Below are 25943 nucleotides of genomic sequence, written 5' to 3' on the forward strand. Positions count from 1 at the left end.
GAAAAACCTCTACGGCGTTGATTGAGGTGATGCGCTTAACTCGGCTATAATATCACGAAAGTTTTTTTCAAACTAACGAAATTTATTATTTTCATAAATTAATATATATCTAAATAACAATAACTTACAAGCACTTTATTGGCCATGACGCTTTGGTTACGTTTTTTTGTTTACTATTGCCCATAGTTTGGCATCAGCCTACTTAATACTGGTATCAGAAATACTAAACATTCATACCAAAGATACCGAGCTTAAATTAAGACGATAGGCTTATAATGCTGACAAAAAAAACCCTCCTTATCATCAGCTGATAAGGAGGGTTTTTTGTTTAAGACGCTATTAATGTCTTAATACATTTTGCATTATAGGAAGATAATCTTGAACAACAATATAGCAGTCAAAATCCAGACAGCGATACTGATATCTGCAAACTTGCCTGCAATTGCTTTTACAGCTGTAAAGGTAATAAAACCAAGTGCGATACCGTCAGCGATAGAGTATGTAAGCGGTGTGAATAGCAATACCACGACTACTGGTGCCGCTTCTGTTAAGTCGCTCCAGTTAATGTCCTTTAGAGTACCCATCATAAGTACGGCTACATAAAAGATAGCGCCAGCCGTTGCATAAGCTGGAATCATACCTGCTAATGGCGAGAAAAAGATACTGAATAGGAATAGCACACCTACCGTAACAGCCATCAAGCCTGTACGGCCACCTGAGGCGATACCAGAGATACTCTCAATATAGCTGGTCGTCGATGAAGTACCCAGTAAAGAACCCGCTACTGTCGCGGTTGAATCAGCGAGTAGTGCCTTGCCCATGTTCGGGATATTGCCATCTTTGTCCGTTAGTTTTGCTTGGCTAGTGGTGGCAATCAAAGTACCAGCAGTATCAAACAAATCGACAAATAAGAAAGCAAAGATCACACTGATCATGCCCACATCAAATGCACCAGCAATGTCTAACTGCATTAGCGTCGGTGCAATAGAAGGCGGTGAAGAGATGATACCTGTGAACTGTGTATAGCCCATTAATAAGCTAATCAGTGCAACCAATAAAATACCAATGGTTACCGCACCTGGGACTCTCTTGTAAGACAGGCCAATGATAACAACAAAACCTAGTGAAGCCATGACAGGACCAAACGATGTCATGTCACCAAGGCCAACTAAGGTTGCGTCATGATTGACGATGATACCTGCACTCTGCAAAGCAATAAACGCCAGGAACGCACCAATACCAGCAACTACGCCGTTTTTGAGAGACGTTGGAATGGCATTGATGATTGCTTCACGAATCTTAAATAGACTCAATAGTACGAAGATACAACCAGACAAGAACACCGCACCTAACGCTGTCTGCCATGCGTAGCCCATACCAAGCACCACACCATAGGTAAAGAAGGCATTAAGACCCATACCTGGTGCGAGCGCAACTGGTAGTCGGGCGTAGATACCCATGATGAAACAACCTACTGCTGCTGCTATACAGGTCGCTACAAATACGGCCCCTTTATCCATACCTGCATCGGCTAAGACGTTAGGGTTGACAAAGATAATATAAGCCATCGTCAAGAACGTGGTTATACCAGCGATGATTTCTGTTTTGATCGTGGTATTTTCACCATTAATCCCAAAATAGCGTTCAATTGCATTCATAAGTGTCGCCCCCGACTGGCTAATAAAAAGTCATCATTACCTAAAATTAAACATGACCTCAGCGAAAAAATAACGATGCCACAATAAGAATAATGTAGTAACAAAGCGTAACATATTAGACCAGTTATCTTACAAACTCAATCGTTGATAATGTCTATCTCGCACAAAATGCGATTTTGAGAGACTTCAAGACTATTGGTCAGAAAAGCCATATGAAAAGCCACATACAGCCATGTTGCCCTACGCTATTCGAAAAACTACTTTCTATTCGTCATTAAGGTAATATTCGGTTTGAGTCATGAGTTTTAGGTAGTAAGTATTTGCTCGGTCATTATTCATGTTATCCAACTAACTACTGAATGAATCAGTAGCAGCCCAACTAAATAGTCGTTTAACACATTAATAATGACCTTTCTCTCATTTAGAAGTAAACTAGGGGGTTATTATACCGATACCTAAATCGCGATACTTACTGTTGCAGCATTTTTCTAAGCACAGTTACAAATTTTTAGTGAAGAAACGAGCTGCGTATTAAGTAATAAAAAGTAAATAGTGTTTGTTTAGGGGTTGTCTGGTTCGGATATCACTATTCCAGCCAGCTGTTATCAATTATTCGTGAGTCCATTACATGCCTGAATCATTAAATATTGTCGATCTTATTACCCAAGCCAGTCTATTGGTGCAGATTGTGATGGCACTATTGTTATTAGCCTCTTTGCTCAGCTGGGTTATTATATTTCGCATGAGTGCGCGACTTGGTACAGCCAAAAACTTTGATCAACAATTTGAGACTTGGTTTTGGTCAGGCGAAGACTTAGCCAAGCTATACCAAGGCATTCAGGGTTCTCTTGATCGTCAAGGACTTGAGCAGATTTTTTATGTGGGCTTTTCAGAATATCTGAGAATGCATAAAAAGCGTCAACCTAAAGACGATATTATCGATGGTGTTGAACGCAAGCTACGCGTCGGCCTAGGTCGCCAGCAGCAATTGCTCGAGTCAGGACTGACGACGCTAGCCAGCATTGGCTCCGTTGCTCCGTACATCGGATTGTTCGGTACAGTGTGGGGCATCATGAATGCCTTTTTGGGACTGTCTCAAACTGAGCAAGCTACCCTCGCCTCGGTAGCGCCCGGTATCGCCGAAGCACTGATTGCCACAGCCATGGGTTTGTTTGCCGCTATCCCTGCCGTATTGGCATACAACCACTTCACAGCAAAATCGAGCCGACTATATGACTCGCGCGCCTTATTTTGTGATGAGATGACAGGTATGCTACAGCGTGAGACCAGCGTACAAGCGCCTATTAGCAAAGAAACCCAAGTTAATGCAGGTCAGGTGACAGGGCTATGAAACCAAACCCCTACGGCCGTGAAAAAAAAGCCCTTAATGCAGAAATGAACGTCGTTCCTTACATTGACGTCATGCTGGTGCTACTGGTGATATTTATGGTGACAGCGCCGATGCTGATTACAGGCGTCGATGTTGATCTGCCAAAAGAGCAAACCAATACCATGAGTCAAAGCCAGTTACCTGTGATTGTCTCGTTGACTGATAAGGGTGATATTTTTATCAGCTATGAAAGCAATGTCGATGTGCCAGTAAGTGAGCCTGAGCTGATTAATACTTTATCTAACCTGCAGTCTCAGAGCGATAATAGTAATGCTGAACCAGTACAGGTGATGATTAATGCCGATCAAAACAATCAGTATGGTGCCATCATGACGCTGATGGCAACCTTGCAACAAGCAGGTATCGAAAAAGTTGGATTACTGACCGGTGCGCCTCTGCCTACGCCTTCTTTATAGTGATCAGCGTCCTTTAGTAAATGTCTTATATCATAATAGCCAATTCTAGTAATCAATCTGACAAATCACGTTCATGAGTATCCTTACCATGCATAATGCTCCTGCCGTCTATGTACCTACCGAACCAGAAAGCAATGGGCTAACACTGCCTATGTTGCTAAGCTTACTGGCGCATGGCCTTGTCATTAGCATACTGGTTTATAACTATCAAACCACTGAAGTTGAGACTGCTGGTAGTATCGAGACGGTCATGGTATCTCCTGAGCAACTTGCTGAAATGCAAGGACAAATACTGGCCAACCGTGCAGCAGCTAGCGCAATGCAGATGGATAGTAGCACTAGCGATTCGTCCAGTAGTGCCCAGCCAGAAGTGTCTGGTAGTAGCGTTAGTGCGCAAAATCCAAGTCAGTCAAGCTCTCAGCGCGTGCCTGTATTCACACGATCTGAGGAGCCAGCTGGTCAACCCATACTTATGAGTGAAGACCATCAACAACGTCTGCTTGAGCAAAATCAAGAATATGAGCGCAAAATGGCTGAGTGGGCAGCACAATTAGATGAATCAGCCATGGAAGAGCTTGACCAAGTTGATCAAAGCAAACGTGATCAGCTCATAGAAGAACAAAAGAGACTGGGAGAGTTTCGTCAAAAGCAAAACAACCCACCAAAGATAAAACGTCCCACTGCTAGCGATCGCAATATTGAGATTGATACTGCTGGCTCTGGCAATGCAGGAAAAACCTTTAGCCTATCAGATGGGCAGTCTACTATGTCTGGTGATACGTCAACCCCTAGTACGTCCAAGGGCAGTAGCCGCTCTGCATCCAGTGGCAGTCGCGGTGCCAGCAACAGCGAAATCATCAACTTAATTAAGCGCAACTATACGCCGCCTACTGCTGCGCGAGGCTCTACTCAACGTGCCACCCTGACCATTACTGTCAATGCAAATGGCGATGTGATCAATGTGACGGCCTCTGGACCTGATAGCACGGTCAACGAAGCGGCAAGACAAGCGGTACTCAATACTGGCAGCCTCCCGATTGATGCTGATGACCCTAAATACCCGACTTTTACCATACAGTTTAAAGGCAGCAATTAATCAGTTGCTAGGTCCTTGTAATATTGGTAACGTGACGTTAAGCGGCTTGTCTCGCATAGGTTGCTGCCTCATCTAGATGCTTGTCTCATTAAATAAAAAATGAATATCATACTAATTTTAGGAGCTCCATTTACTCATGCGTACCCACAAAAAACTACTAGTATCGTTACTCGCCAGCACTTCAGCATTGCTAATATCGCAAAGCGTGCTCGCTGCACCTGTTGTATTAGAATTGGACTATGAGATTCCTGTTCAGCAAAACCAAGTCGCGTTTGTGCCGTTTGCAGGTGACTCTGTCTTATCACCGATTATATTAAATGACTTGAGTAAAACCGAGCTAAAAGTAACCAATCAGGATCTGCCGCAGCAGCCGCACAGTAGTAAAGAGCTGACAGGTACATTACCTGTTTGGCAAAGCATGGGTATACCGTATCTAGTCGTCGGTAGCACGCGTACCAATCGTGGCAAAATAATCACCGATTACGAAGTCATCGATGTCAAATCTGGCCGCGTGATAGAAGGCAAGCAAAGCCTAACTGCTGACAATAATAGAGAAAGTATGCGTTATGCCGGTCATGTCATCGCAGACAAAGTGTACGAGCTGATTACTGGTATTCCAGGAGACTTCTCAGGACGCATTGCTTATATTGAAGAAACAGGAACTGGCAAGCAAAAGATCTCGCGTCTCAAAGTGATGGATGCTGATGGCGAAAATGCTAGAACTATTACTGAAGTGACAGGCTCTATCTTCTCACCAGCATGGTCACCTGATGGCAACCGTATCGCCTACTCAGTACAACGTGAAAAATCATATCCTATCATCTATGTGCAAAACGTCAGTGGCGGCGGCGCAACTGCCCTGACGCCTTTTTCAGGTAGCAACTTAAGCCCTTCATTCTCCCCTGATGGCAGCAAGATATTATTCTCTAGTAGTTTTGAAGGTAGCGCTGATATCTATGAGATGAGTGCCAGCGGCGGTACACCTAGAAGGCTCACCAATTTACCGAGCAGTGAAGTACAACCAAGCTATGCACCAGACGGCAAATCTTTTGTGTTTGTCAGTGATAAAACTGGCTTTAACAAGCCGCAAGTCTATCGCTACGAGTTTGCTACAGGACAAACGACTAAAGTGTCAAACGGTGGTTATGCAACCAGTCCACAGTTTAGCAGTGACGGCACACAAATTGCCTTTTTGAGTGGACGCTCAGCGGCTATTATGAATAGTAATGGTGCTATCACTACCAATCTTGGCAATACAGGTATTGATGAAGCACCAAGCTTCTCACCAAACGGTAAACGCGTGGTCTACGCATCGACCCAAGGCGGCAAAGGCGTGCTGACTATCAAGTCCCTCAATGGTGGCGAAGCGTTTGGTAAGTCAGGACAAGGCGTTATCCGCTCACCCGTATGGTCATCAAGCCCAAAATAACTGGTCGTCCACCAAAGTAGCAATTTTGGTTATAGTGGAATAAATATCAACCGTTAAGCAAAATTGTAAAAGCCCCAACCATAACGAATATGGTTGGGGCTTTTTTTGATTAAAAAACAGCAATAGAACTAACGATAGGTCTTAGTATTTATTTACTTTCAATGGTCAACACCCCTCGTCTTTGATCTACCTTTCAATGTTACTTAACCCTCCCTCCTTCGTAACAAACCTGTAAACGCACTAGTACCAAAAAAAACATTGCAATGACTTGTGTTTTACCTATACCCTAAATAGACCTGACTAATTGGTCAGGTTGTTCAAATATTAGCCGATATATGTTAGTTAATTTTGTTACTTATCTTACAGACGGATGCGTACCCCTATTGTTTACATCGATAAAAACAAGTCAAAGATTGGGTTAAAACTTTGATCTCGTGATTTACCACATTGTCTGATATCTACAGTCAAGCGGGTACTAAGCAGTTATTTTAGGAGGAAACCACCATGAGTGAAAACGTTCCAGCGAATACCGATTTACTGTATAGACTGCATGACCGTCCCACCCCCATTAAAGCATTTTTAGGTGCTATACAGCACGTACTTGCAGCGTTTGTAGGTATCATCACACCCTCTCTTATCATAGGTGGCACATTAGGTTTAGGAGAGCATATTCCCTACCTTCTCAGTATGTCATTGATAGTATCTGGCGTTGCAACCTTTATTCAGACCCGTAAAGTAGGTCCTGTTGGCTCTGGTCTTATGGCATTACAAGGCACCAGCTTTGGATTTTTGGCAGCAGTATTGACGGCAGGGTTTGTGGTAAAAAACCGTGGCGGTGGTCCAGAAGAGATCTTATCAGTTATTTTTGGCGTTTCATTTCTCGGTGCATTTGTTGAGATATTTTTGAGTCAGTTTATTACCAAACTCAAATCATTTATGAGCCCTATTGTTACTGGCTGTGTGATTGTCACGATTGGTTTGTCCCTAACAAAGGTAGGTCTCACTGATTTGGCAGGTGGGTTTGGTGCTGAGGATTTCGGTAGTATTCCAAACCTACTCTTAGGTGGTGGCGTACTCGTCAGTGTGGTGCTCATTAGCATTATTAACAATAAGGTTATTCGCTCAAGTGCTATCTTTATCGGTCTGATGTTAGGCTTGCTCGCTGCCGTATTTATGGGGCGCATTGATTTTTCATTGGTGTCTGAAGCGGATTTTTTCACCGTTCCCATTCCCTTCAAATATGGTTTTGGTTTTGATTGGCAGGCATTTATTCCCATTGCCTTTATGTACATCATTACCAGTATTGAGACCTCGGGTGATTTGACCGCTACCTCAATGATATCAGGTGAACCGATCAAAGGCCCTCTCTATGAGAAACGCATCAAAGGCGGTGTACTAGGAGATGGTGTTAACTCTCTGATTGCGGCGATATTCAATACCTTCCCTGTGACAACCTTTAGCCAAAACAACGGTGTAATCCAGATGACGGGTATTGCCAGTCGCTATGTGGGTTTCTATGTGGGCGGCATTCTATGCCTGATGGGGCTATTCCCCGTCCTTGGTGCTATTTTTACCCAATTACCGAAGCCTGTTGTTGGCGGCGTCACGCTACTGATGTTTGCGACGGTAGCGACTGCTGGTATTCGTATCTTATCTACCGTGCAATTCACGCATCGTAATGTCTTAATCATTGCCACCTCACTGGGTCTGGCAACGGGTATCGCCTTTGTCCCTGATGTACTGTCACAAACGCCCCAGTTCTTTCAGAATATCTTTGGCTCAGCGGTAACGATGGCAGGTATTGTGGCTATCACCCTTGATATGATTTTACCTCAAAACTATGGCATCGAGTTTGATACCAAAGCACAGCATGCAAAAGACAAATTAGAACCAACGCAAGAAGTCGCTTAATGCTAAACACAAGCTAGGGCTGAACATATCGAAGTGTTTCGCCGTAAACGAGGTGCACAGAAAAATAGAAATAATCTGTGCACTTCGCTGATTAAGCACCTGACTTATTAAATAGGCACCCTGTCAAATAGGTACCTTGTCATTATTCAAGGCCACAGCCTTTTAAAATAAAAGGCACCAGAAAGTCTGCCGCACGTGCTTCATCTGCTGCGTCATACGCCGTCTTATCCATTAATCCAACGATTTCAATCTCGAATTCAGCATAACGTTGGGTAGTCGCCCAAATCAAAATCAGTAGTTGTAGAGGATCAGTAATCCCAATTTTGCCTTGCTTGTGCCACTCTTTCATTACCTGTGCTTTATCGTGTACCCACTCCTTCATCGTAGTGGACATAAATTCATGCAAATGCGGTGCACCGCCGATAACTTCAATCGCAAACAATTTATGGCGACTTGGATTGACAAAGGCTTGATGTAGCTTGGTACGGACGAATTTTTCGATGACTGTTTTTGGGTCGCTATCTACTGTAATGGTTACCAAACCTTCGTTCCATTCTTGAATGATCGAACGCAGCACTGCCATGTAGAGATTCTTTTTGTTTTTAAAGTAGTAGTGAACATTGGCTTTAGGCAAGCCTGCTCTATCGGCAATACCCTGCATCGTAGCGCCGCGATAGCTTTGGAGCACAAACTCTTCTTCAGCTGCCGCTAAGATAAGCGCTTGGTTCTGTGCGCGAATGGCTTGTTGGCTACGGTGCGAGGGCGTATCAGTCACTGAGGTTTCTTCCTTTTGATTATTTTGAGTCATAGCAGTGGTATCTCACTTTAAGAGACAGGTTCGACAAAATAGTCGCTATATTTTGCTGTGTATTCTTGTATAAATACATAGATTTGATCAGCATAACCTGTTAAATAAAAATATTTCACATAAAACAGTTGACCAATTAGTCAGGTTTTAGCAAAATGGGAACTGTAAATCAATTACGCCGTCATTAATCACTTCTTGCCAGACGTTTTGGACGGCTAAAATATCAGTGTTTCCTTAGCAAATCTGTTTCATATTGTCAGTTCACTATAACTTGAAATTATGCAAAGCGTATATAAGCGCCAAAGCTCTGACTACGAACACATAGATTATCGACTTTTGATTTTAAGCAAATTAATCGCGACTAGCTTAATTAAATCAGCCATAAAGCTGAAGCAAGCGCCACTTATCAAAATTACTGCTTATACCTATAAGTTTATGCAAATAATCATAAGGTATAAACCTCTATCAAACATTTATCGCCCGATACAAATAACGGGCTACCCTATTAGAAAAGGATGTCATCGTGAGCTTAACCTTAGCGCAATTTAACGACCTATCACAAGAAGTCGCCATCGCTCAGCTATTGACTTGCTGCACCAGTAAAAGCTGGGCCTATAAACTTGCAGTCGCCCGCCCTTTTGCAGACTTTGATGCACTGCTAGCAAGTAGCGACGCTATCTGGAACAAAGTGCAAAATGATGAGCCTAACTTATTAGAAGCGTTTGATGGGCATCCGCAAATCGGCAACGTGGCATCTCTAAAAGAAAAATATCGCAACACACAAAGTAGCGCCGCACACGAACAATCAGGCGCTAACGATGCAGCAGATGAAGTCCTCGAAGCACTTGCCAAAGGCAATCGCGACTATCTTGATAAATTTGGTTTTATTTTTATTGTCTTTGCGACCGGTAAAAGCGCGCAGCAAATGCTAGATCTGCTATTAGCGCGCCTGCCTAACGATCGCGCTACTGAACTGGCAAATGCAGCCACTGAACAAAATAAAATTACGCGTCTACGTTTAACTAAATTGCTAGGTAATGCTGAGACAAGCAAATAGTAGTTGCAGAGTTAGACTAGTATTTTTACCCGATTTATATTTCTCACAAATTTAAAGGAAGCATTATGTCTGCCACCCTATCATCACATATCTTAGACACTCATCTTGGCAAACCTGCGGCTGATGTCGCCGTTACCTTGCACCGCATACAAGACAACGGTGTGATCAAATTACTAGCGCATGGTACAACCAATAGTGATGGCCGTGTCACACCAGACGCTTGGCATTTTGATACAGCCATCGATAGCACAGAGCATCAGCTAAATATTGGCCGCTATACCGTAACGTTCGATACTCAGTCTTATTTTGATGCTCAGCAGCTGACAGCATTTTATCCGCAAGTGGTTATCGACTTTGTGGTAAACGATGCCAGTCATTATCACGTACCGCTCCTGCTTAGTGCGCACGGTTATAGTACCTATCGCGGATCATAGCTCTAGCGTTGTTTAGCTCTCTGAGTTGTTATTAGCTTTCAAGAAATACTATCAAAAGACATTTTATTAAGACACTGTCATATTAAAGGACATTTATTACATGGGCGCCTATCTTCTCGAATGGTTGAGTTTATTTTTCCGCTGGTTTCATGTTATCGCTGGGGTAGCATGGATTGGTGCATCGTTTTATTTTGTGTGGCTAGATCTAAGCCTACGCAAACCGCCACAGTGGAAAACAGACAAAGGCATTTCGGGTGATCTTTGGGCCGTTCATGGCGGCGGATTTTATGAAATTGCCAAATACAAACTCGAACCAGAAGAGATGCCAAAGACGCTACATTGGTTTAAGTGGGAAGCTTATACCACTTGGCTGACGGGTGCGGCGATGATGTCTATCGTCTATTATGCCAATGCAACTGCCTACCTGATTGACCCAAGCAAAGTACCTTTTACCAGTATCGGTGCCATTGCCACCAGCTTGCTTTTCTTGTTTGGTAGTTACTTCATTTATGAAGTTATCGTGCGCAGTCATTTGGGTAAAAACGCGTTTATCTTTAGTACGCTGATTTTTATCTTGCTGGTCATCGCGAGCTGGGGCTCTTATCAGCTGTTTAGTGATCGCGCCTCATTTATACATATCGGTGCCATCTTGGGCACGGTGATGGTAGGTAACGTATTCTTTGGTATTATGCCGGCTCAGCGCGCACTCGTTGACTGTGTGCGGCGCGGCGAAAAACCAGGTAAAGAAGTGGCTGAATTGGCATTACAAGCCAAAAATCGCTCACTGATGAATAATTATTTTACCCTACCGCTCATTTTTACCATGATCAGCAACCATTACCCAATGATGTATGCTCATGAGAAAGGTTGGTTGGTATTGGTCTTCGTCGGTATCATTACCGCGACTGCGCGTCATTACTTTAACCAAAAGCATTTGGGTCATAAAAAACCTCGTTACTTGGTTATTCCAGCCGTATTAACCGTATTATTAATTATTTGGATGCGACCTGAACCAATTGAGCCAGCGTCTGCAATGCCTGCTAATACGTCAGTAGCACCTACGACAACTGAAAGTACGCCGTCAACTACAAGCGCGACTACTGACTCAAACACTGATACCGTTGCTAATGCTAATAACAGTGTTAGTAATGATGTAGCTACTGCTGAAACCGTACCCATGAGCGCGTCAGCAGATGATGCTATGATGGATGTCGTGCATACGCGCTGTAGTACTTGTCATGCTGTGCAACCGACACAACAAGGCTTTGCCGCACCGCCAGCAGGAATCATTTTGCAGACACCAGAAGACTTAAAAATTCATAAAGCGAAAATCGTCACTGCGGTACAGACTGGCTATATGCCGCTTGGTAATATTACTCAGTTGACGGATGCCGAGCGCCAACAGCTTGTGGCCTATGCGTCATCACTTTAATTTGTGATAAAAAATAACTGTCATTTACGAGCAATATTTAAATAAATATCTAAGGCTCTAAGCGATATAGGAACATAAATAATGAGCAAAAAAATTACCAGTGACTTTGATCTGAGCACATATCCCCGCGACCTAAAAGGCTATGCTGGCAATCCACCAAAAGCAAAATGGCCAAGTGGCGCAAAAATCGCCGTACAGTTTGTATTAAATATCGAAGAAGGTGCAGAAAATAGCGTCATCCATGGCGATGGTCAATCAGAGCGTTTTTTGTCTGATATTTTGGGCACACCAGAATTTAACAACCGTCACCAGTCTATTGAGTCTGCATTCGAATACGGTAGCCGTGTCGGTGTGTGGCGTGTATTAGATGTCTTTAAAGATTATGGTATTCCTATCACCACGTTTACCTGTGCCGCCGCTGCTGAAAAAACACCGCATATTATCGAGCGTGTACTAGAAGACGGTCATGAGATTGCCAGTCATGGTTTACGCTGGATTACTTATCAGGATATGTACCGTGAGACGGAGCGTGAACACATTCGCTGCGCCACCCAGATATTTAAACGTATGCTAGGCGGACAACCTCTCGGCTGGTATACAGGACGCGATAGTCCAAATACTCGTGAACTGGTCGCCGAGCAAGGCGGCTATACCTATGACTCTGACTCGTACGGTGATGAGTTACCGTATTGGCTCAATGTAAAGGTCCAAGATGGCAATATGATCACACGTAAACCGCATTTGGTCATACCTTATAGCCTCGAGACCAATGACATGCGTTTTTCTTCTAGCCCGGGATTCACTCATGCTGAACCATTTTATCAGTATCTCAAAGACAGCTTTGATACCTTATACGAGGAAGGCGCACACACCCCTAAAATGCTGACCATCGGCTTGCATTGTCGCATTATTGGACGTGCAGGGCGCATAAAAGCGCTAAAGCAGTTTTTGCAATATATCACCAATAAGCCCGACGTATGGATATGCCGCCGTGATGACATCGCCAAGCACTGGTACGAAAATCATCCTGCTACGCCGGATAACACTGCTAACTGGATGTAAGCTAGGCTATCGTCCTAGTATTCGTTCTACTTAGCTGAGCGAGTGCGAATTGGCATAGATTAATAGATAAAATAAGCCATACGTTATTAATAAACACCATTATTAAAAAAGGAATCATTGTGAGTCAAAACACTTCAGAAGTTGGACAAATTATTTCCGCAAACAATCTACCTGATACCCTGCCAGCGTTTACCAAGAAATCAAACGTCGCTGACAGTCGCTTGGGTGCAAAATCACTATTCGCCACCGATGATTTTTTTGCGGATAAAAGCCGTATTCTAAATCCTGATGCACCTATCTTTGTCGTGGGTAAGTTCGATGACAACGGTAAGTGGATGGACGGCTGGGAAACACGTCGCAAGCGCCATTTGGGTTACGATTATTTAGTTATCCAGCTTGCTCGCCCAACCAAAATTTCTGGTCTCGATATTGATACCAGTCACTTTACGGGTAATTTTCCATCTTCCGCCAGTGTCGATGCCTTGTACGCGCCAGAGCTACTGCAGCAAGATGAAGCTGAACTTACTAGTCTAAGCAAAAAAGATTGGGACAATAAAAACTGGCAGGCACTAGTGGGTATGACCCCGCTTCAAGGTCACAATCATGAGCTTGTCGAGATTGATCATGAGCAAACGGTAACTCATATTCGTTTAAACATTTATCCAGATGGCGGCGTTGCCCGATTACGTGTCTATGGTGATATCCAACTTGATGCCAGCCTAAATACACAAGGTGAGACACTTGACTTGGCAGGTGCATTAAATGGTGGTCGTGCCATTGCCAGTAACGATGCGCACTTTGGTGCGGCTAGTAATTTACTACTACCAACTAAAGCGCCTAACATGGGTGATGGTTGGGAGACTCGTCGTCGCCGTGAGCCAGGCAATGACTGGTGCATCATCGCACTAGGTCAAGCAGGTATCGTTGACGCTATCGAGATAGATACTGCCCACTTTAAAGGCAATTACCCTGATAAAGTCTCGATCCAAGCCGTCTACTCACCAAATACACCAGAGCAAACTTTAGTGACTCAGAGTATGTTTTGGGAAACCTTACTTGAACCGCAAAAAACCAACGCCGACGACGTTCATCACTTTGGTAAAGACAAGCTTCAGATAGACCAGCCTATCACTCATATTCGGGTCAATATCTTCCCAGATGGTGGTATCAGCCGTGTACGCGTGTATGGCAAAATTGCTGAGGCTAATACTGACACTGGTACTGATATTAATAGTAAAGAGGCAAAATAATGGGTATCACCCTAACAGCTAAGCCTTTAACCAAGGCAAACTTTGCCCCTTACGGTTCGGTTATCGAGCGCTATAGTGATAATGAACAAACGGCTGACAATACTTATGAGATCAATAATGGCTATGCGGTTCGTCATCATGCACTTGCCGAAAGTAAACTAGACGGTGGTGCAGTTGGCATGAGTATCTTTCGAGCCAAAAAGCGTGAGAATCCGATTGCCCTTTCGGTCATGGAATACCATCCGCTTGGGACACAGGCGTTTGTATCTATGGAAGGCCAAGATTATATTGTCGTCGTCGCTAAAGCTGGTGTGCCGCCGCAGTCGCCTGATGACCTAGCCGTGTTCTATGCGAAATCTCACCAAGGTGTACAGTACGATGCTAATGTCTGGCATCACCCTCTACTCGCGCTTGGGCGTGACAGTGATTTTTTAGTTATTGATCGTATCAATGGCGAGGGTAATAATTGCCATGAGATTGATATCACGGATTGGCATGTGTCTATTGAGTTAGAAGATGAATGCAGTTAAGCTGTCATTAAGCACAAATCAATCTGATAAAAGTCCTGTTTATGTTTAACATAAACAGGACTTTTTCGTTATTCATATTTTTCGCTAGTTTATCAAGATATAGATTTACGATAGCGACTTACGCCAGCGATGACTGTCTGATCAATTACTCTATCATCGCCTAGCATCATTAGTACAAACAACTGCTCTTCCAGTGTCTTGGTCTGTGCCATACGTCGCTCAAGCAATTCCGTTGCACCCATATCGATGACCACAAAATCCGCTTCTTTATTTGGCATAAAGTTACCGATTTTATTGTCCAATAATAGCGACTGGGCATTACCCAACGTAATTTGGTACAGCCCTTGATGAGCGGATAGCTGATTGCTTTGTAGTTGTTGGATTTTATACGCTTCTGACAGAGTCGTCAGCATCGACAGACTCGTCCCTGCTCCAACGTCAGTGGCGATACTGACACCGGTATAACTTAACGTCTTGGGTAAATCAAATAGTCCACTACCCAAAAACAGATTGGACGTCGGACAGTGTGATATTTGTGTACCAGTCGCGCGCAGACGCTCATACTCAGATATTTCAAGGTGAATACCATGTGCCAAGGTGGTGCGGCGACCCAGTAATCCCATCGTATCATAGACATCAAGATAGCCTTTATGATTGGGATACAGCTGTTTGACAAAGGCAATCTCATCATGATTTTCTGCTAGATGCGTTTGCAGATAAACACTCTCGTAACTGGTATACAGCTCACCTGCCATTTGTAGTTGCTTGGGTGTCGAAGTAATGGCAAATCTTGGCGTAATCGCCACATGCTGACGTCCGCGCTCATGCCAGTTATCAATGATGTTTTGGGTATCTCGAATGCCTTGCTCAGCAGGCACACACAAGTTATCAGGCGCATTTTGATCCATCAGTACATTACCTGTGATCATACGAGTATTGAGCTTGTGGCTTTCCGTAAAAAATGCGTTCACTGATTCAGGATGACTGGTAGAAAACACCATGGCACTCGTCGTACCATTAGCAAGCAGTTGGTTTAAGAAGAACTGCGCCGTATCATGTGCTACTTTCGGATCGCCAAAATTGGCCTCGGTGACGAAAGTATAATTATTAAGCCAATCAAGTAATTGCTCACCGTAAGCAGCAATCATATCTATTTGCGGATAATGCACATGGGTATCAATAAAGCCTGGCATGATCAATTTATCGTGATAATCATGTACTTTGACTCCTAACTGACCTACCTGCTCAGAGGTATTAGTATATTTCGCTAATATTGTCTCATTATGACCATACTCTACAATGCACCCTGTCACATCATCTACGACAAGCGCACCATCAGCGATATATTCAGGATAAACCTGTACACCTTCAATCACTGGTAGTAACGTTATGTCTTGCTCAGCAATTAATGTCTGTGAATGATCAGAGGATGTACGCTCAGTACGATCGCTCTCGGTCAAGTAGTGCAGCAGTCGAGCTTGATAGATATGTAGGGTCATTCGTAGATCTCACAATGGCTTGATAGTACTGAGCGTTTTGATAATTTGATAAAAAGTATGAAAGTTATATGGAGTGAACCGTTCAAGAAATAGCCTGATGATACTGTTGTAGGAGCTGTGCCATGATCGAAACCGCCACCGCCATCGGCTCTTTTCCACCAATTTGCAACCCAATCGGCATGATCAACTGATCCACTAGTTGCTCACTGTAGCCACGTTGCATCAAGCGATCTCTAAAACGCTTGGCTTTGGTTGCCGAGGCAATGCAACCTACGTAAGGTGTCGAGATATCTGAGCACTTATCATGAGATGCGCTCATGTCAGAAATAGTATCTAATGCCGCCCGCACTAACTCGAAATCAACACTATGGTCATGAGTCATAACTAGAATAAAACGCTGACCACCCTGCTCGATAAATGGACGTACAAAATCTACAGGCTCATCATCGATATGCGGACGGATATGCGCTGGTAAGTTATAAAGTTTGGATTTATTGGTAGTAGATTCATCAACTAAATAACGCTTAAACATCTCTGGGCGGCTGTCCACCCAATCTACCTGACAAGGCAGCTCAGATAGGATGGTCATTAGCGCTGATGCTACATGCCCTGCTCCAAACACTAGTACTGACATCGGCGGCGTTACATTGAAGCATTCGAACATAACGGTGACGCTACCGCCGCAACACTGTGCCAATTTCGCACCTAGCGGGTAGTGCTTGGTGTAGACAGCATCACGGCGCACTGCTTTAGAAGGTATTAACGTGCTTTCACCGTCAGTTTCAGCGACTTTTGGTTTTACTTCTTTTGATACCGTTGCCGCTATTTCACCATTCAATAGCTGCCGTGCCGTATTGACAACATCGTGCTCTAGACCGCCGCCGCCTAGCGTATCCACGATACTATCTTGCGTGACAATCATTTTTGCCTGTAGCGCTCGAGGAGCAGATCCATTTACGGCTACGACTGTCGCCAACACGTGAGCAATGCCGCGCTGCTGATATCGCGCTAGACCTTCGTACCAAACGACTGGCAGTGTTAACGACTCATTCACTGTGCGCAGGACCTCTTGCCCCTGCTACATTTGGATGCTCTACCGCATTAGGCTGGTTATCGGTTTGTTTGCCTTCGACTTCCGCTGGGTTAATATCTTTAGCATGACGTACTTCTTGCGGCATGACTTTGTCGTTGTATAAGTCACTATTTTCTTCTGCGCCTTTGACTAAACTATCAACCGTATCTGTGTCTGCTTTAGTTGTTAAATCCCACGGCGTGCCTTGCATGCGCATGACCGCTTTCAATACTGCTTCTGGCGTCGCAGGCATGGTCAGCTCTGGATTCTTCTTATACTCACCAAGGCTTGCGACTGCATTATTGAGGGCGCACCAAACACTGGCTGCCAACATAAATGGCGGCTCACCAACGGCTTTAGAGTTATAAATCGTTTGTTCTTCGTTTTTGCGATCGTACAGTTTGACATTCCACTGCTTGGGCAGATCATGCGCGGTTGGAATTTTATAGTTGGCAGGACTGTCAGATGCGAGCTTACCTTTGTCGTTCCAAATCAACTCTTCTGCTGTGAGCCAACCCATACCTTGAACAAAGCCCCCTTCAATCTGGCCAATATCAATGGCAGGGTTAATCGACTGTCCTGCATCATGTAGTACATCACAGCGCAGTACTTGGTACTCGCCTGTCAACGTATCAATTTCCACCTCAGCACAGGCAGCACCGAGTGCAAAGTAGAAAAACGGACGACCCCATGCTTTAGAGCGATCGTAAAATATCTTCGGCGTTTTATAGTAGCCAGTGGACGATAGGCTGATACGGTTTTGATATGACAGCTGAATCATTTCAGCAAAGGTCAACGTTTCTTTATCACCGATATAGACATGATTCTTTTCAAAACGTATGTCTTCTTGCGCTACGTCAAAATGCTCAGCAGCAAACTCAACGATGCGAGATTTGATGCTCAAACAAGCATTTTGAGCTGCCTTACCATTAATATCTGTCCCTGATGACGCGGCAGTTGGTGAAGTGTTAGGGACTTTATCTGTACGCGTGGCTGATACTTTTACCGTATCCAGATCCACATCGAACTCATTGGCGACGATCTGGGCGATTTTGATATATAGCCCTTGACCCATCTCTGTACCACCGTGATTCAGATGGATACTACCATCGGTATAAATATGTACCAATGCGCCTGCCTGATTGAGCGTCTGCACCGTAAATGAAATACCGAATTTTACTGGCGTTAAAGCAAGACCCAAACGTTTATCACTGCCTTCAGCGGCAGCTTTTTGATTGGCTTCTAGAATTTGCTGGCGGCGATTATCATAATCGCAATCGTCTGCCAACTTGGTCATGATGGTCGCTAAATCAAAATGCTCAATAGTCTGACCGTAATGCGTGCTTTGACCATCTTGATATAAGTTTGCCAAGCGTACTTGCAATGGATCTTGCCCCAGCGTATAGGCAATATGGTCCATCATATATTCAGCAGTCATCAGACCTTGCGGACCACCAAACCCTCGATAGGCAGTATTGGATACGGTATGCGTTTTGCAGCGATGACCTGCTACATGGGCAGCCGGATAATAGTAAGCATTATCACAATGGAACATCGCTCTATCAACGATGGCATCAGACAAATCTGGCGCGTAACCACACAAGCCAGCCAATTGCATATCGACGCCCAATATACACCCAGACTCATCTAAACCCACTTCATAACGATTGGCAAACTCATGACGCTTACCCGTCACCACCATGTCATCTTGACGATCTAGACGCATACTAACAGGCACATTATGACGCTTAACCACGATACCGCACAGACACGCCCATGCAGCGGCTTGCGTCTCTTTACCACCGAAACCACCACCCATACGGCGCACGACTGTGTTTACCGCATGAAATGGCAAGTCTGTCACTTCGGCGACCAGCTGCTGTACTTCGCTTGGATGCTGTGACGACGTGTATACTTCCAGCCCGCCGTCATCACATGGCACCACATACGACACTTGCCCTTCAAGATAAAAGTGCTCTTGCCCGCGCATATGAATATGACCTTCAATGCGAATCGGTGCGTTATCAAGTGCAGTCGCCGCGTCACCACGCTTCATAAAATGACTCGGACGCACAAACAACTCTTGCTCTAGTGCTTTATCTATACTGAGTACCGCTGGCAATGGCTCATATTCAACCACTGCCTTAGTAGCCGCTTTTTTGGCAGCGCGATGACTGCTCGCCACCACTACAAACAGTGTCTGACCAACATACTCTGTGATGTCATCCACCATCAATGGCTCGCCGTCGAACACCGCACCGATATCGGTCTGCGCCGGTAAATCTTTAAAACTTAAGACATCTACCACCCCATCCGCATCTCTGACAGCGCTTAAATCCATACTCAATACACGTGCATGAGCGTGGCTGCTTTTACCTACTGCCAGATGTAGCGTGCCTTGCGGTTTTGCAATATCATCTACATAAGTTGCCGTCCCCATGACATGGCTAATCGCACTATCATGCTTGGCCGAGGTGCCAATTTTGTTTTTTGGCGGACGCACACGGCGGATACTATAACTGTCGAATAAGGACGAATGATGGCTCATGGCAAGTCTCTTCTATTAATACGCTTTTATTAATGCTGTTTTTAATTTTTAATAATGATAACGATTAGGCACTCTCAGTCTGCATATCTGCTGCCAACTGCTTACCGCATTTCACCAGTAGACGCTGCACCACATGCATGCGGTATTCACGGCTAGCTCTGACATCAGTCATTGGTGTCACATCGGCAGACAAGACTTGTGCTGCTTGCTCAAAACTTGCCACTTCAGCCACTTGCCCAATGAGCGCTTTCTGACAGGTTGTGGCTAATAGTGGTATAGCAGCCATGCCGCCAAGCCCAAGCCTTGCATCCTCTATCATCATGCCATCTGCTGATACATCGATTCGCGCAGCCAATAGGCACGCTGAAATATCATCCTCATAACGTTTGCTAATTTTATGAATAAATAAGTGCTGATTGTCATGCATCAGAGGAATATGGATGGCGACAACATAACTGCCTGCTTGCAGTTTGGTCTTTTTATAATCTAAGAAAAATTCTGATAACGGTATGATCTCATCCGTATAAACCGAATCACTATTATCTAAATCATTATCTGATTCTTCACGATTAGGCGCGCAATGACGCAGATGAATTGACGCATCTAACGCTAATAAAATCGGTGGTAAATCACCAATCGGCGACGCATTGGCTATATTGCCGCCGATGGTGCCCATATTACGAATTTGCGGAGAAGCAATACGCTCAAATACTTGCGCAAAGCTTGGAAAATACTGCTCAAGCACAGGCAACATCTGCTGATAGCTCATGCCAGCACCTAGTACTAGTGATTGGCTAGAAGCTTGCTCGTTATCTGGCCCTTCGCTTGGGTCAGACTTTGCGTCAAATAGTGACCATGATTTTAGTGCCTCAACACCTGAAAGCTGGATAATGATCTCGTGATCAACCAAATGCTGGGTTACGCTCAGCCCTAAATCCGTACCACCTGCCCAAATCGTAGCCTGCGGATAGGCCGCTAATACTTGATTAAGCTCATCTAGTGACTTGGGCATATATAACTGTCGCCCAGCATCACTGACTGCAGGGGCAATAGCTTTCGACTTTTCATTCTTTAATTCGACGTTATCTGGCACGTTTTCAGATACTGTTGATTCCTTTGTACTGCTCATCGCATCTGTTGCGAGACTGATCGTCAGGTCTTTCACCGCCGACTGCTCCGCCTCTCTCTGCTGACCGATATCACTCATCAATAGGCCCGCCTCGATAATCGGACGATAACCTGTACAGCGACATAGATTGCCAGAGATTGAAGCAACCACCTCATCATAGCTTAGTTGCTTAGCATCGCCCTGATTTTCTGCTTCTAGACTTGTCTGCATACGATTGTTTTCGTAAACGCAAGCCAGCGACATCACAAACCCAGGCGTACAAAAACCGCACTGTGATCCGTGACATTCAACCATGGCCTGCTGCGCTGGATGCAGCAGAGCACGTTCTGGATGATGTTCTGGATTATCTGCTAAATAAGAAGCCGTCATCAGATGATAACCATTCATGAGCGACACTAGCGTAATACAGGAGTTAATCGTATAGAACGGTGGCGTAGCATTTTTTTCGTCGGCATTTTCATCATTAAGCGCTGGCTGGCTAGCGTTAGGCAGGCGCTGAACCATCACAGTACAGGCTCCGCAATCACCACTACCACAGCCTTCCTTCGTATCCGTTTGGCCTTCATGCAATCGTAGATACTCAAGCACCGTCGTATTAGGGTTAAGCTGGGTTAGCTCATGGCGTTTCCCATTTAAGTAAAAACTAATCATAGCAAGACTCGGCTAAAATAAAATAATGAAGATAAGCATAAGGCTTAAGGAATTTGACGGCTTAAATGCTGAACGTAAGCACTTGGTTTACATCATGCTGCAACCTTTTAAGTACGGTTATTCTGTTTTATTTGCTAATACATTCTTAAGAGATAAAAAAATCAGCACAGCGCACTTTTTATATCAGGTAAATCGGTTGCAAATATCAGTAAGCATCGAACAATTTTGTTAGAAAACTCGTACTATAGGATACTTGACTATTTGGTCAGCTTTCAACATATTATCACTATTCTTATTTATAACACAACCCGTTAAAATGCCTATAGATACTATCAAACAGTTGGCGAATTTTATATATAGCGAATAAAGCTAAGCGTTAGATAAGCTATACTATAAACAGCTAGATAGCCTGCGTAAAAACAGTACCGAATACCTATATCGCCTTTAAACTGCTATGACCCGCCGATTTTTATATATAATGTCTGCAAATAAGCCTGACTCTACACTACTATTATTTCTAATGATGGATAATCGTGACATGTCGTTGGGCTAAAATCGTTTTTGAGATATTACTATGAAGTCATTCGCCTTTACCTATTTGCTAGTAGCAACGATGCTGTTAGGAGGTTGTCAATCGTTTCAATTCGTTGACAGTCCTATTCCCGTGAAGCCTGCCCCTACTAAGCTTGCCGCTCAATAAAAGCCTAGCGCTTAATAGAACTTATCGTTCAATAAAAATTGGCACAAAAAAAAGCAGACATCAATAATGTCTGCTTTTTTATTCGATTGCTCTGTCGGTTTTAGCTATTTTTAGAGCTTAGTGTCAGCTGGTTGATGCTTAATAATCGTTTTGGCGAGATGATCACCAAACCAAATAGCAGTATCAATATCGCCCGAACCTGGCGTCTCTTCAGGTGGACCATCAAGCGACTGAGTCATCAATCCCAAGAAGCTAGACAGACGGTTCAAATCATGAGCCTCATGACCTGTCGGCATCAATGGCAGACCAATCCAGTTCATACCATGTTGCATCGCATATAGAGAAATCTGCTGCAATACAGCAAGTTTATCACCGCTCAGACCGCCCGAATTGGCAAACGCTGCTGCCCACTTGCCTTCCCATTTACGATGATACCAACGCTTAGAAGTTTCATCCATAAAGGTCTTAAATTCAGCTGTCACGCTACCCATATACACTGCACTACCAAAAACCAGCAAATCTGCCTGATCTAAGTAGTCCCAATCAACATCATAAACATCGACAGCCTTGGCTTGTGCTTCTGGCAATTGCTGATGCGCACCTTGTACTATCGCCTCAGCGACACGCTTGGTATGACCATAATTACTATGGAAGATAACAGCGATTGAGACATTAGGCGCGTTATCAGTAGATGTAGAGGTGTCAGACGATTTAGCAGGTGTATTCATACGTACTCTAATAATAAATAATTGGTTGAATATAAATTTACAAAATATTGGATACTTAGCCACAATCGATAGTTAGTGGCCTCACTTTCACGATAAATACTTATCGATAGCTCAAGCTCTTAAGCTTTCGAGCGATACAACAGAATCAAGCAACGTTTCGTTTAGTCGATTTAATTGGCAGAAACATCAATGATGATAGAGCAATCGCATAGTCTTTAATTGCACTGTTTTAACTGCACAGTCCTTAATTACATAGTCTCTATACGTCAGCGTATACATACCAGTATATATGCGACGACCTTCATTGAATTCAAGCCCATTGTATCAGACGTATTTTCGTTTTTAAGTTATTTATTAAAGTCTGACTAATCAGATCACATATACTTTTAATATATTTTGTATAAATGGGTAAGTCGCGTTAACTGATAATATGACACAAACAAATTCCCGATACCTGATAAACCTATGATTATCAGTACCATAGTTAACTATTAATATAAGATCATATAAACAGCAGCCTATTTATTCCATATAATCATATACTAATTCTATTTCTTCTAACCTCTCCGTATTTACATTAATGACAATAGGATTATGATGTAACGTTTCTTACTGCTAAACCGAATCAATCGAATTAACAGAAATACAGTTTCCAATTCTGCAAACCTGCGCAACTATACTCATATAAATTCTTATAAAAATGATATCTGATAACATCATCGGATAAGGAAGCTATTACCTTGACTACTCTCGTTCAACCTGTAAACGACACAAAAGACCCTATCTTCAGAGATGATCTGGCCTTAAATGCACCACAAAAACCCTTAATTATGGGTGGTGGCATCGTAGGATTGATGGTGCTTGCGTATCTATTAGCCACTCAACATATCTCTCAATCATTGCTACTTGGCATAGGTCTTTTGTTAGGCTATACCCTTTTTCATGCCCGCTTTGGCTTTACCTCTGCCTTTAGACGTATGATGGCAGTGGGCAACGGTCAGGCGATGCGCTCACACATGCTAATGTTGGCAGTTGCTGTTACGCTATTTGCGCCAATCCTTGCTTATGGCACGACGCTATTTGGCGGTCCTGTCGCAGGTTATGTCGCGCCATTAGGGGTCAGTCTAGTCGTAGGCGCATTTGTATTTGGTATCGGCATGCAATTGGGCGGCGGCTGTGCCTCTGGTACGCTCTATGCGGTAGGCGGTGGACGCTCTGTTATGTTCATCACCTTTATTTTCTTCATAGTGGGCGCCACGATTGGGGCTTATCACTTGCCATTCTGGACAGAAGAAATGCCCGCTTATGCACCTTTCTCTTTGGCAACCTCTACAGGTCTTGGTTATACAGGTGCATGGCTGGTGTCGCTAGCCATATTTGGCATTATCGCATGGGTGACGTTAGTCGTTGAGAAAAAAAGAAACGCACCAAAGATGGCACCCGTGCCTTCTGAGTCTGGTTGGAAACGAATTTTTCGTGGTTCTTGGCCGCTATTTGCTGCCGCAATCGTTCTGGCTTTACTTAACGGTCTGACATTACTTACACGTGGTCAACCGTGGGGCATTACGTCAGCATTTACATTATGGGGCTCTAAAATTGCAAGCGGCTTTGGCATGGATGTGGCTAGTTGGGGCTATTGGCAAGGGGCTAATGCAGCAGCGCTTGAAGCTTCTATCTTTGCAGATTCGACCACTGTATTAAATATCGGTATCATCATTGGCGCGTTTATCGCCTCTGCTGCGGGTGGTTTGTTCAAGTTTACTAAGATTACTGCAGGTAACTTTGCAGCATCGGTCATTGGCGGATTGATGATGGGATATGGCGCACGTCTCGCGTTCGGTTGTAATATCGGCGCTTACTTTGGTGGTATCGCCTCTTTTAGCTTGCATGGTTATATCTGGGGCATACTGGCAATGGCAGGTACATTCTTGGCGCTGTATTTACGTCCTTTATTTGGATTGTCAGTACCAAAATCTAGCGACTCTGTTTGTTAATACAAATTTCGTGTTAATACAGGCCTTGTGTTAATACAAATGTAGCACTCAAATAAAAAAACAGCAGAATAATCTGCTGTTTTTTGTTGTTTATCACTTCCTTGCCACTACTCATTATTATATAGTCAAAGAAATCTAAAACAGCTACAAGGCAGCCGACCGTAGATTGTACATATAGTACATCTAGGGAGGGTAACACCGTAGCGGTTTAGTAGTTCACTGACTATAAAGCTGCTAACGACGGACGATGACCAGTGCCATCCGACCCGTTGCAGGCTGGTGCATATGAGTCTGACGGCGATACGAGTAATAGTGAGTATCTGCGTAGCTACAGTCAACAGGCAAATCATTCACAACTGTAGCACCAACAGCTTCTAACTGCATGGCAGCAAGCTTCGGTAAATCCAGCTTTATTTTGTCATTATGAGACGATATAGAAAATAGCGACACAAAGTTATCGATATGTGCCTGTGATAACGTCTGGTTAGCTATACACCCAGATAATAGCTTATCGCGAACGTCTGTATTTACTTCATAGTTTTCCTGACTGATACACACTCCTATCCAAGCTTGTATAGGGCCTGAATCAGTAAAGCGATTAACAGTCTCTGGTATCACACCGCAGGCCAATCCTTGCCAGCCTGCATGAATCGCTGCGATTTTGCCACTGGTAGGTTGACACAAGACAATCGGTACACAGTCTGCCGTCATGATTGCCAGACCGCGACCACTTTGTTGACTGACCATCGCATCAGCAGACAGTGGCGCCATATTCAGCGTAGTAGCATCAACATCATGAATATGTTTACCATGAACCTGACTGACCCAATGCAAGCGATTAATAGCCGCATGCTGCTCGTTTTGTGCAGACTTATCGATCAGCTGCTCATTGATAGCAGCCAATAGATTCATGCGGTTATCTAATACTTGCAGTGCATTATCATTGACATGCAGACCTAAATTCAGCTCACCGTAATTTGACTGACCTTCGTAACCTGTACGCTGGTTTTTAGCAGCAGAGTCATCAATATCATCATGCACAAAAGCAGCCGTCTGAAAAACGGCTACATTATCAATTTGCGCAATCATTGTCATCGGGAACGTGTTCGTCATGGCTGCTCGCTCTCACCTCTCATCTAGTAAACGTTA

General features: G+C 44.0%; 21 protein-coding genes. 13 read left to right on the forward strand and 8 right to left on the reverse strand.

Annotated features, from left to right (window positions below):
• Positions 1–362: 362 nt before the first annotated feature.
• The gene (locus QL898_RS03930) at positions 363–1658 is read right to left on the reverse strand and encodes an NCS2 family permease (RefSeq protein WP_101204806.1); all 1296 of its coding nucleotides are present in this window, start codon (positions 1656–1658) and stop codon (positions 363–365) included.
• Between the two features lie 628 nt (positions 1659–2286).
• On the opposite strand from QL898_RS03930, the gene tolQ reads away from it, so the two are divergent.
• The 5 genes from tolQ to QL898_RS03955 all read left to right on the forward strand — a co-directional run bounded on the left by tolQ (position 2287) and on the right by QL898_RS03955 (position 7900).
• Positions 2287–3009, forward strand: a complete 723-nt coding sequence (gene tolQ, locus QL898_RS03935; RefSeq protein ID WP_201607485.1) for a protein TolQ — start codon at positions 2287–2289, stop codon at positions 3007–3009.
• On the forward strand, positions 3006–3464 hold the full coding sequence (tolR, locus tag QL898_RS03940; protein WP_101204804.1) for a protein TolR: 459 nt from the start codon (positions 3006–3008) through the stop codon (positions 3462–3464). The genes tolQ and tolR overlap by 4 nt, the downstream gene beginning before the upstream one ends.
• A gap of 73 nt (positions 3465–3537) precedes the next feature.
• A complete protein-coding gene (locus tag QL898_RS03945) occupies positions 3538–4560 on the forward strand; it encodes a cell envelope integrity protein TolA (RefSeq protein WP_290175865.1) in 1023 nt (340 codons plus the stop codon).
• 136 nt (positions 4561–4696) lie between these two features.
• On the forward strand, positions 4697–5989 hold the full coding sequence (locus QL898_RS03950; RefSeq protein WP_290175866.1) for a translocation protein TolB: 1293 nt from the start codon (positions 4697–4699) through the stop codon (positions 5987–5989).
• A 504-nt stretch (positions 5990–6493) separates the two neighbouring features.
• Positions 6494–7900 carry a nucleobase:cation symporter-2 family protein gene (locus QL898_RS03955; protein ID WP_238069727.1) on the forward strand — a complete coding sequence of 469 codons (1407 nt, stop codon included), beginning with the start codon at positions 6494–6496 and terminating at the stop codon, positions 7898–7900.
• A gap of 142 nt (positions 7901–8042) precedes the next feature.
• On the opposite strand, the gene QL898_RS03960 is transcribed toward QL898_RS03955, so the two are convergent.
• Positions 8043–8708 (reverse strand): TetR family transcriptional regulator C-terminal domain-containing protein, encoded by a 666-nt coding sequence (locus tag QL898_RS03960; protein ID WP_102092158.1) that lies wholly within the window; start codon positions 8706–8708, stop codon positions 8043–8045.
• 523 nt (positions 8709–9231) lie between these two features.
• On the opposite strand from QL898_RS03960, the gene uraD reads away from it, so the two are divergent.
• The 6 genes from uraD (at position 9232) to QL898_RS03990 (ending at position 14473) form a co-directional block, all read left to right on the forward strand.
• On the forward strand, positions 9232–9765 hold the full coding sequence (gene uraD / locus QL898_RS03965; protein ID WP_290175867.1) for a 2-oxo-4-hydroxy-4-carboxy-5-ureidoimidazoline decarboxylase: 534 nt from the start codon (positions 9232–9234) through the stop codon (positions 9763–9765).
• A 65-nt stretch (positions 9766–9830) separates the two neighbouring features.
• Positions 9831–10199, forward strand: coding sequence for a hydroxyisourate hydrolase (gene uraH / locus QL898_RS03970; RefSeq protein ID WP_290175868.1), 369 nt, complete (start codon positions 9831–9833; stop codon positions 10197–10199).
• Between the two features lie 100 nt (positions 10200–10299).
• Entirely contained in the window at positions 10300–11631 is a 1332-nt protein-coding gene (locus tag QL898_RS03975) for a urate hydroxylase PuuD (protein WP_290175869.1), read from the forward strand.
• 81 nt (positions 11632–11712) lie between these two features.
• Positions 11713–12693, forward strand: coding sequence for an allantoinase PuuE (puuE, locus tag QL898_RS03980; RefSeq protein WP_290175870.1), 981 nt, complete (start codon positions 11713–11715; stop codon positions 12691–12693).
• Between the two features lie 152 nt (positions 12694–12845).
• The gene (gene alc / locus QL898_RS03985) at positions 12846–13943 is read left to right on the forward strand and encodes an allantoicase (RefSeq protein WP_290175893.1); all 1098 of its coding nucleotides are present in this window, start codon (positions 12846–12848) and stop codon (positions 13941–13943) included.
• On the forward strand, positions 13943–14473 hold the full coding sequence (locus QL898_RS03990; RefSeq protein ID WP_290175871.1) for an ureidoglycolate lyase: 531 nt from the start codon (positions 13943–13945) through the stop codon (positions 14471–14473). The genes alc and QL898_RS03990 overlap by 1 nt, the downstream gene beginning before the upstream one ends.
• A 92-nt stretch (positions 14474–14565) precedes the next feature.
• Here QL898_RS03990 and guaD read toward each other — a convergent pair whose 3' ends face one another.
• The 4 genes from guaD to QL898_RS04010 form a co-directional block, all read right to left on the reverse strand.
• Positions 14566–15972 (reverse strand): guanine deaminase, encoded by a 1407-nt coding sequence (guaD, locus tag QL898_RS03995; RefSeq protein ID WP_290175872.1) that lies wholly within the window; start codon positions 15970–15972, stop codon positions 14566–14568.
• An 82-nt stretch (positions 15973–16054) separates the two neighbouring features.
• Entirely contained in the window at positions 16055–17026 is a 972-nt protein-coding gene (locus tag QL898_RS04000) for an XdhC family protein (protein ID WP_290175873.1), read from the reverse strand.
• Positions 17019–19592: a xanthine dehydrogenase molybdopterin binding subunit gene (xdhB, locus tag QL898_RS04005; protein WP_290175874.1), complete on the reverse strand. Its 2574-nt coding sequence runs from the start codon at positions 19590–19592 to the stop codon at positions 17019–17021. The genes QL898_RS04000 and xdhB overlap by 8 nt, the downstream gene beginning before the upstream one ends.
• A gap of 64 nt (positions 19593–19656) precedes the next feature.
• Complete coding sequence (locus QL898_RS04010; protein WP_290175875.1) at positions 19657–21372, reverse strand: FAD binding domain-containing protein; 1716 nt, start codon at positions 21370–21372, stop codon at positions 19657–19659.
• A gap of 574 nt (positions 21373–21946) precedes the next feature.
• Between QL898_RS04010 and QL898_RS04015 the strand changes: the two genes are divergently transcribed.
• Positions 21947–22072, forward strand: coding sequence for a hypothetical protein (locus tag QL898_RS04015; protein WP_290175876.1), 126 nt, complete (start codon positions 21947–21949; stop codon positions 22070–22072).
• Between the two features lie 110 nt (positions 22073–22182).
• Here the strand turns inward: QL898_RS04015 and QL898_RS04020 are convergent, their stop codons facing one another.
• Positions 22183–22800, reverse strand: a complete 618-nt coding sequence (locus QL898_RS04020) for a flavodoxin family protein (RefSeq protein WP_290175877.1) — start codon at positions 22798–22800, stop codon at positions 22183–22185.
• Between the two features lie 740 nt (positions 22801–23540).
• On the opposite strand from QL898_RS04020, the gene QL898_RS04025 reads away from it, so the two are divergent.
• Positions 23541–24794, forward strand: a complete 1254-nt coding sequence (locus QL898_RS04025) for a YeeE/YedE family protein (protein ID WP_290175878.1) — start codon at positions 23541–23543, stop codon at positions 24792–24794.
• Between the two features lie 234 nt (positions 24795–25028).
• Here the strand turns inward: QL898_RS04025 and QL898_RS04030 are convergent, their stop codons facing one another.
• Positions 25029–25907, reverse strand: coding sequence for a polyphenol oxidase family protein (locus QL898_RS04030; protein ID WP_290175879.1), 879 nt, complete (start codon positions 25905–25907; stop codon positions 25029–25031).
• Positions 25908–25943: the final 36 nt, after the last annotated feature.

This window comes from Psychrobacter sp. APC 3279, assembly GCF_030407795.1.
In the GTDB taxonomy this organism is placed as follows: domain Bacteria; phylum Pseudomonadota; class Gammaproteobacteria; order Pseudomonadales; family Moraxellaceae; genus Psychrobacter.

Coding starts and splice junctions, on each gene's coding strand:
- QL898_RS03930 (WP_101204806.1), bottom strand. CDS start 1,658: ATGAATGCAATTGAACGCTATTTTGGGATTAATGGTGAAAATACCACG.
- tolQ (WP_201607485.1), top strand. CDS start 2,287: ATGCCTGAATCATTAAATATTGTCGATCTTATTACCCAAGCCAGTCTA.
- tolR (WP_101204804.1), top strand. CDS start 3,006: ATGAAACCAAACCCCTACGGCCGTGAAAAAAAAGCCCTTAATGCAGAA.
- QL898_RS03945 (WP_290175865.1), top strand. CDS start 3,538: ATGAGTATCCTTACCATGCATAATGCTCCTGCCGTCTATGTACCTACC.
- QL898_RS03950 (WP_290175866.1), top strand. CDS start 4,697: ATGCGTACCCACAAAAAACTACTAGTATCGTTACTCGCCAGCACTTCA.
- QL898_RS03955 (WP_238069727.1), top strand. CDS start 6,494: ATGAGTGAAAACGTTCCAGCGAATACCGATTTACTGTATAGACTGCAT.
- QL898_RS03960 (WP_102092158.1), bottom strand. CDS start 8,708: ATGACTCAAAATAATCAAAAGGAAGAAACCTCAGTGACTGATACGCCC.
- uraH (WP_290175868.1), top strand. CDS start 9,831: ATGTCTGCCACCCTATCATCACATATCTTAGACACTCATCTTGGCAAA.
- QL898_RS03975 (WP_290175869.1), top strand. CDS start 10,300: ATGGGCGCCTATCTTCTCGAATGGTTGAGTTTATTTTTCCGCTGGTTT.
- puuE (WP_290175870.1), top strand. CDS start 11,713: ATGAGCAAAAAAATTACCAGTGACTTTGATCTGAGCACATATCCCCGC.
- QL898_RS03990 (WP_290175871.1), top strand. CDS start 13,943: ATGGGTATCACCCTAACAGCTAAGCCTTTAACCAAGGCAAACTTTGCC.
- guaD (WP_290175872.1), bottom strand. CDS start 15,972: ATGACCCTACATATCTATCAAGCTCGACTGCTGCACTACTTGACCGAG.
- xdhB (WP_290175874.1), bottom strand. CDS start 19,592: ATGAGCCATCATTCGTCCTTATTCGACAGTTATAGTATCCGCCGTGTG.
- QL898_RS04010 (WP_290175875.1), bottom strand. CDS start 21,372: ATGATTAGTTTTTACTTAAATGGGAAACGCCATGAGCTAACCCAGCTT.
- QL898_RS04015 (WP_290175876.1), top strand. CDS start 21,947: ATGAAGTCATTCGCCTTTACCTATTTGCTAGTAGCAACGATGCTGTTA.
- QL898_RS04020 (WP_290175877.1), bottom strand. CDS start 22,800: ATGAATACACCTGCTAAATCGTCTGACACCTCTACATCTACTGATAAC.
- QL898_RS04030 (WP_290175879.1), bottom strand. CDS start 25,907: ATGACGAACACGTTCCCGATGACAATGATTGCGCAAATTGATAATGTA.